The sequence below is a fragment of the Pseudoalteromonas sp. TAE79 genome (assembly GCF_000498015.1).
GTDB lineage: Bacteria > Pseudomonadota > Gammaproteobacteria > Enterobacterales > Alteromonadaceae > Pseudoalteromonas.
In genome coordinates, this window is the sequence record NZ_AUTL01000108.1 from 35,406 (window position 1) to 42,975 (window position 7,570).

Below are 7,570 nucleotides of genomic sequence, written 5' to 3' on the forward strand. Positions count from 1 at the left end.
AACGTGTCGCTACCTGTGTTAAAAAATTCTCATTTACGACTGCATGGATGCAGAAGGTAGAGCAATCCAGGAGCAATTGCCGAGAACAACTAATTAGCGAATTTTTTGCCTAGCTATCAACACGTTTTTCCATCCTCAAAATAGATTACTTAATTAAGCTAATTGGTATTATTCGCCATTTGCACGAAACGTATGACCAAAAAATAACGCATTGCTTAGTAGTCGACTAGTCCCATACCAGTAACCCCTAAATACAGGATCGTCGGTCATGCCTATTACTGTACCTCGTCCATATGAGTGCGCAATTAAGCCAGCACCACCAGCAACTTGCTCAACATTAACAGCATCGGTAAAACCCGCTAACAATGGCTTTTTAGTATAGGTAAGTACATTTACAAACGGTGCATCGGAAGCTTCTAGCAACCAAGTACTGTTTTTGAATACGGGCAATGTATTGCGTTTAAGTGAAAATGTAAGTGGGTGAGTTAAATCTACATTAGTATTAAAAATAGCTCCTGCAATGCGTTGACGTCCTGCTAAATGGTCCTTATCGCCATAACTTAAACCTGTCGTTTTAAATGCACTCGCTACATCTTGTCTTGATAGATAGCTTGCTTTGAGTAATTGCTGATCAGCTAAAAATTTAGCGCCGCCTTTGTGACCCCAAATAACGCCGCCTTTTCTTACCCAGCTTTTTATAGCCACTTTGTCGGTATCAGATAAGCTGTTGTAGTTACCATGAGCAAGTACTATATGGCTGTAATTACTGAGTTCAATAGAGTTTAAACGCTCCATTTCAACAATTGTTGGCGCAACACCTACAAAGCGATCGAGGTAATACCATACTTCCCCAGCTTCGTACTGGCTTACGCCTTTACCACCTACCAATAATACTTTCGGCTCNCATTGTACGAGACCCTAAATCGGCTCCTTTGCTTGTAAGACCTGAGTTAATAGGCTTGATTGCAATTCCAAACTCGTTTTGTGCTTTATTTAATATTCCAACCCAATCATTATTCGTTTGTAAGCCTGCTGGCACAATAATACTACCAGCATCAAAGCTTACTTCACTTGAGTTTGATTTGGCTGTTAATGGGCTTAGCGCTACACGCGCTTTAATACCTTGCTTTAACAGTCTGTTTAGCATTTTAGGTGCTAGGTAATCATCCCACGAAAAGCCAAACGCATAGCCTTGCTCAAGTGAAGCAAAAGAAGGTTTTACCGCTTTTTGCCACGGTGTACTTGCAACCTCTAAACCCCAACTGCTTTTTACTTTTGCAAAAGGTAAGTTGAACGCATGCGCTAAAGTCCAGCCAGATACATCATAAAAGGTGTTATCAGCAAAGTTTTTTTGCTCGCTAAAAATAGCTTTTATTAGGCGGTACTGTGGCTGGGCTAAGGGCACAAAGTAGCTATTGGTTGTATAGTTATTGCCATTTGCCTTGAGTGATTTAGTAAGCGAAAAAGCATCTATTTGATGCTGTTTTAACAACCCTAAAAAATCTTTAATACGAGTGTTGTCATCCGCGCCCTCAATTACATAACCTTCAAAGCTTTCATCACTGGCTAAATCAGTAGCTTGATTATAAAACTTAGCTTGGTAATCAAGTAATGCTTGGCGGTTATCAACAGCGGCTTTAAAGGTAGATAAACTCGTTAATAGTTGATTTTTAATAGTGAAAGGAAAGCTCAAAGGTCCATTTATGGTGTCTTGGATATGCCCGCGAGAACTTGCTTGCTCAAATAAAATGCCTATGCCGCCATTTACATCGGGATAGGTTGAACCTTTACCGTAATAGAAGTCGTCAAAGCTTTCTTCAGTAAAGTACAGTGCGTTGTTTTCATCTAACGTTTTTGCGTGATAGTTAGCAATCGCTTTAGTTAACGTTACATTTTCATCCGGTGTTATAGGATGCTTACGACTAGGAATACCTGGCTGAAAAAAGTAACTGCTGTTTGGTCCCATTTCATGAAAATCGGTTAAGACATTTGGTTTCCACTGATGAAATTTAGCAATACGCGCGCGCGATTCAGGATGTTGTAGTAATAACCAGTCAAGATTTAAATCAAACCAGTAATGATTGGTACGACTGCTTGGCCAGTTTTCAACATGTTCACGAGTTTTAGGGTCGCTTGATAAGTTCATACCTCGGTTACTGTTGGCCCAATTAGCAAAACGAGCAAGTCCGTCAGGATTAAGCGAAGGGTCGAGTAAAATAACCGTGTTATTTAATAACTCATCTATTTCAGCGCCTTGTGCAGCAGCTAAGTAATACGCCACCAGCAAAGATGAGTTACTACCTGATGACTCATTACCATGCACACTGTATCCCATCCATACAACGGCAGGCTGTTTTGTAGAATTAGCATCTGATCCATCGTTACTTAAGCGTGCTAAGTGAGCTTGGCGTGTCTGCTCTATGCTTGATAACTTATCAGCTGCTGTAATTGTTAGCATGACAAGGGGCGTTGTTCATGTGTGTGGCCAATCACTTCAAAATTTATACGGTCGCTTTTATCAGCAAGTATTTCCATATAACGTACGAGCTGATCATGTCTCACGTGCCACTCTCCTACTTCGTAACCGAGTACTTGCTCAGGAGTAGGAATTGAAGGGTCAAATTTTACATCTTGTTCAAAATAATACGAAAGTGGCTTAGCTACACTTGAAAAGCTAAGCAACACCACCATTAATGTTAATACCAAACGCATATAAATCACTCAAAAAATGTTCGTTGTTTGCACGCTACCATTGCTTAAAATAGATGCCAACTTTTTACGCTCAACACTAGCCGCAACACGATGAGCGGAGTATGATACGCAGTATCCGAGTAATTTAGTCAAGTATAGATGGTTTTATGATTTCTATTTCCGAAACAGCGCAAGCGCATTTTGCTAAACTATTAGCAGATCAATCACAACAAACCAATATTCGTGTGTTTGTTGTAAACCCTGGTTCATCACAAGCGGAATGTGGTGTGTCTTATTGTCCAGAAGACGCTGTAGAAGCGAGCGATATTCGCCTAAACTTTAACGGTTTTGATGCCGTTGTAGATGCAGAAAGTGCGCCATTTTTAGAAGAAGCTGAAATCGATTTTGTTACCGACAAAATGGGTACTCAGTTAACGCTAAAAGCACCAAATGCAAAGGCGCGTAAAATAGGTGACGATGCATCGTTAAACGAACGTGTACAGCACATGCTAGAAACCGAAGTAAATCCACAACTTGCTAACCACGGTGGTCAAGTAAGCCTTGTTGAGATTACAGCTGCAGGTATAGCTATACTTCAGTTTGGTGGTGGTTGTAACGGTTGTTCTATGATCGATGTAACACTAAAAGAAGGCATTGAAAAAGAAATGATAGCTAAGTTTGAAGAAATCACCGGTGTTGCTGATATAACAGAACACGAAGCGGGCGATCACTCTTACTATTAGGCCTTGTAAATGCTAAAGCAGCTTATCTATCGCTTAGGGAGCAATCCTAAGCTGAGCTTAAAGCGCTTTTTTCGCGGCTTAGCACTGTTTGTGCTAGCCGTGATATTCATATCTATTGGGTATTACACCCACTACAGCTTACAAATAATTGGCGTTATAATTTTACTCCCCGCATTATTTTTTGCCGGTTGGGGCTACTGCGGTATTTTTGCTAATCGTTTTTCACAAGTTCTAAAAGATATGGGCCCTAAACACCACGACCCCGATCTCTGGAAATAAACCATTTATTTAATCTAATAGCTGATTATTTATTTTTAAGAGGTGATATTTAATTATTAATGTAACCCCGCGCATTAACATAAAACAGCTCATAGCCAGCCATAACCCGTTATTTTGCAAGTCTATAAACACCCAAAACACACCAAAAAAGCCAACTCCAGCTGAAAGTATCATACTGTTACGCATGTTCTTTGCTCGCGTAAGCCCTACAAAAACACCATCAAACAAAAAGCAGCTCATGGCCAAAATTGGTAATACTATTATCCATGGTAAATAATGCGTTGCCTCTTGAATAACCTCTGGCACATTGGTTAAAAGCTTGATTATGGTGTTGCCAAATAATGCAAAAAATAGGCTATATAACACACCAAAAAGCATACCCCAAAATACGCTTATTTTAACCCACAGCTCTATATTCTTAACACTTCCTTGGCCTTTAGCTTGCCCTACTTTTGCCTCAGAGGCGTAAGCAACGCCATCAAGAGCAAAGCTCACCAACATTAAAAAGTTAAGTAAGACAGCATTAGCAGCTAATGTGGTTTCGCCTATACGCGCCGCGTAAAATGTCATAAAACTAAAGCATAATTGCAGTATTAAAGAGCGAATAAATATATCTCTATTCAAACTCAATAATTCAGCCATTTTGCTAATACTCAACCAGTTCGGTACATTTAGATCAATGTCTTGTTTTTTAGCTAGTTTAGCCACTAAAAACAGTGCAAATACTAGTGCTGTATAGTCAGCAATAAGTGACGCCCATGCAGCGCCTGCAACTGCCCAATCTAAATAAACAACAAAATAAATATCGAGTACTATATTAACGATATTAGTGACGAGTAATAAATAAAATGGGCCTCGACCATAATGTACACCAAGCATCCAACCCAGTAACACTAAATTACACAATGCTGCTGGAGCACTAAAAATACGAATGCTAAAATACTGATAAGCTTGGGCAAGTACGTCGCCATTGGCTGCGGAGAGGTAAGCTATAGCGTGCTTTATTAATGGGGATAACACAATTAATAGCACAGCCACTGCGCTTGCAAGCAATAGGCTGCGTTTAAGTAAAGCGGCAAGTTGGGTTAAATCGTTTTTTCCGTATGCTTGTGCCACGAGCCCCGTGGTACTCATTCTTAAAAAGCCAGCAAGCCAAAATAAAATAGATATAACTGCAGAGCCAAGGGCAATACCCGCTAAGTAATGAGCGCTTCCTAAGTGCCCAATTACAGCGGTATCAACAATTCCTAACAACGGCACTGTGATATTTGATAGTATCATCGGACCCGCTAACAACAACAAGCTTTTATGGTGTGCCTTATTATGTATAAGAAATTGTTTCATTTAGTATTATTTATCCTCATTGGTGTATCTGTACGGGCTCAAGCAGCCGTTATTTTACAGTATCATCATGTTAGTGAAACCCTACCCGCAGTAACGAGCGTTAGCGCAAATACATTTACGGAGCATTTAAGCTATTTAAAAGAGCACAACTTTAACGTTATTCCTCTTAATGAGTTGATTAGCGCGCTTCAACAAGGTGAAACTTTACCTGATAAAACACTCGCCATCACCTTTGATGATGGTTATAACAATAACTATGAACAAGCCGCGCCTATTTTAGAAAAGTTTGGCTACCCGTACACTATCTTCGTAAATCCTAAATTAATAGACGAAGGCATGAGTTACGTAATGGGGTGGGATAAGCTTAAAGAGTTATCTAAAAAAGGAGCATTAATAGCCAATCATAGCGGGCAACATGATTACTTACACCTTAAGCTTGAAAACGAAACCGATGCACAATGGCAATCACGTATTAAGCAAGATATTCTTAACTCTCAAAAGCGCATAAAAGAAGAAATAGGCCACGATTATAAATACTTAGCATACCCGTATGGTGAGTTTAATAACGAGCTGCAAGCACTCGTGACAGAGCTTGGTTTTGTAGGTATTGGCCAGCACTCAGGCGCTGTAAATAAAGATTCTAATTTTAGCCGCTTACCGCGTTTTCCTGCATCAGGCTTTTACAGTAAACTAGAAACCCTTATTACTAAGCTTAACTCACGCGCGTTTAATATTACCAATTTAACTTATCAAGATAGCGTTACACAGCAAAATCCTCCCACGCTTACAATAGAATTTAAGATGGGTGATTTTCATAAGAGCCAATTTGCCTGTTATGTATCAAGCGTAGGCCAAGCAGATTTAAAATGGATAACTAAAAATACTGTCGAAATCATCTCACCAAAGATCCTTAATAAAGGGCGTTCTCGTTTTAATTGCACAGCCCCTTCTATTTCAAGCCCTGGTGATTACTTTTGGTTTTCGCAGCCTTGGGTAATTGAAGCGCCTAAACCTTAACTGCCTGATGTAAAAACCGCTGGGTTATTTTATTAACTACTCTAGAGCACAAAAAAAGGAGCCTAAAGCTTAATGCCGATCAGTTAAGAAAATGACCGGTTGACCGATCCAAACGATCATGCAAAATCCGTAGTTAGGAAACTAACTACGGATTTTTTGTGAATATAGAACAAGCACTGCAAGCAACACTTGAAGAAAGCAGCCGATACCATACCTTTGAAAAATTATCAGAAATTCTTGACCCTGAAATCATTGAACAAGGTTTTCAACAAGCAGGGATTGCAACCGTTCGTAAGCGAAGATTACCGCTTGAAGCCGTTTTGTGGTCAGTTATTGGCATGGCATTGTTTCGAAAAGAATCAGTTTGGAATATCGCTAATAAGCTAGATATCATGTTACCTGGCAAGAACCCACTCGTTGCTCCAAGTGCGATGGTACAGGCGAGACAAAGGTTAGGTGATGATTCCGTTAAACACGTTTTCAATAAATCTGCTCAATCAATGTATAAGCAACAGTCATTCGAAACATGGAATGGTTTGAACCTATTAGCTGTTGACGGTGTTGTGTGGCGAACAGCCGACACGCCTGATAATCGTAAAGCCTTCTCTTCAGGTAGCAACCAATACGGTGATACAGCCTTTCCTCAAATACGCATGGTCTGTCATATGGAATTGACCAGCCATCAACTTCTCAGTAGCGAGTTTGATAACTATAAAACCAACGAGATGAAATTAGCTGAGCGTTTAATTGAACGTACACCAGATAATTCACTGACTATGTTTGATAAAGGATATTATTCTTTAGGCCTGTTAAACCGTTGGCACCAAACTGGGGAGATGAGGCACTGGTTGATACCAGCAAGGCCCGACTTACAGTATGAAATCATCTCCAGCGCGGGTAAAAATGACCATATCATTGAATTGAAAACAACAAAGCATGCACAAAAAAACTTTCCCGATGTTCCTGAAACGATTAAAGCGAGATTAATCAGCAAAACAATAAAGGGCAAAAGCTACCGTATATTAACCTCGATGACGGATAGATTGCGTTATCCAGGTAATGAAATTGTTGAATTATATTGTCATCGTTGGGAGATAGAACTTGGGTTTAGAGAAATCAAACAAACCATGCTTGATAGCGCATACCATTTAAGAAGTAAGCGTCCAGACATGGTGCGTCAGGAGCTATGGGCCGTGTTACTCGCCTATAATTTAATACGAAGAATAATGACGATGGCGGCGACAGTCACAGGGATATGGCCTAACCAGCTTAGTTTCTCTAGCAGTTCGATGGCTGTCATTCAGTATTTCTCGTCAGTATCTATAATGAGCCCAGGGAACATTCCAATACACTGGCAGCACTTACTCGATACACTGGTCTTATTTAAGCTTCCAGCTAGACGAGAAGATAGAAGATATCCCCGATGGGTTAAGCCAAAACCATCTAAGTATCCCCATAAAAAGAAAGATGCCAGTCAGCTTAACTGACTGGCATTA

At 40.1% G+C, this 7,570-nt stretch carries 5 protein-coding genes and 1 pseudogene; 4 read left to right on the forward strand and 2 right to left on the reverse strand.

The genetic code is table 11. The features are described 5' to 3' along the window. Positions 1-168: 168 nt before the first annotated feature. Positions 169-2,712: pseudogene (locus L655_RS01000000125235) on the reverse strand (M14 family zinc carboxypeptidase). A gap of 146 nt (positions 2,713-2,858) precedes the next feature. Here L655_RS01000000125235 and nfuA point away from each other — a divergent pair. Next, on the forward strand, positions 2,859-3,434 hold the full coding sequence (gene nfuA, locus L655_RS0106600) for a Fe-S biogenesis protein NfuA (RefSeq protein ID WP_002959571.1): 576 nt from the start codon (positions 2,859-2,861) through the stop codon (positions 3,432-3,434). Between the two features lie 9 nt (positions 3,435-3,443). Next, positions 3,444-3,713 carry a hypothetical protein gene (locus L655_RS0106605; protein ID WP_002959572.1) on the forward strand — a complete coding sequence of 90 codons (270 nt, stop codon included), beginning with the start codon at positions 3,444-3,446 and terminating at the stop codon, positions 3,711-3,713. 9 nt (positions 3,714-3,722) lie between these two features. Here L655_RS0106605 and L655_RS0106610 read toward each other — a convergent pair whose 3' ends face one another. After that, positions 3,723-4,994, reverse strand: a complete 1,272-nt coding sequence (locus L655_RS0106610) for an MATE family efflux transporter (protein WP_024604503.1) — start codon at positions 4,992-4,994, stop codon at positions 3,723-3,725. 42 nt (positions 4,995-5,036) lie between these two features. Here L655_RS0106610 and L655_RS0106615 point away from each other — a divergent pair, with 42 nt between their 5' ends. Both L655_RS0106615 and L655_RS0106620 read left to right on the forward strand, forming a co-directional pair. Continuing rightward, positions 5,037-6,074 carry a polysaccharide deacetylase family protein gene (locus L655_RS0106615; RefSeq protein WP_024604504.1) on the forward strand — a complete coding sequence of 346 codons (1,038 nt, stop codon included), beginning with the start codon at positions 5,037-5,039 and terminating at the stop codon, positions 6,072-6,074. Between the two features lie 164 nt (positions 6,075-6,238). Continuing rightward, positions 6,239-7,561: an IS4 family transposase gene (locus tag L655_RS0106620; protein WP_198925100.1), complete on the forward strand. Its 1,323-nt coding sequence runs from the start codon at positions 6,239-6,241 to the stop codon at positions 7,559-7,561. Positions 7,562-7,570 lie beyond the last annotated feature (9 nt).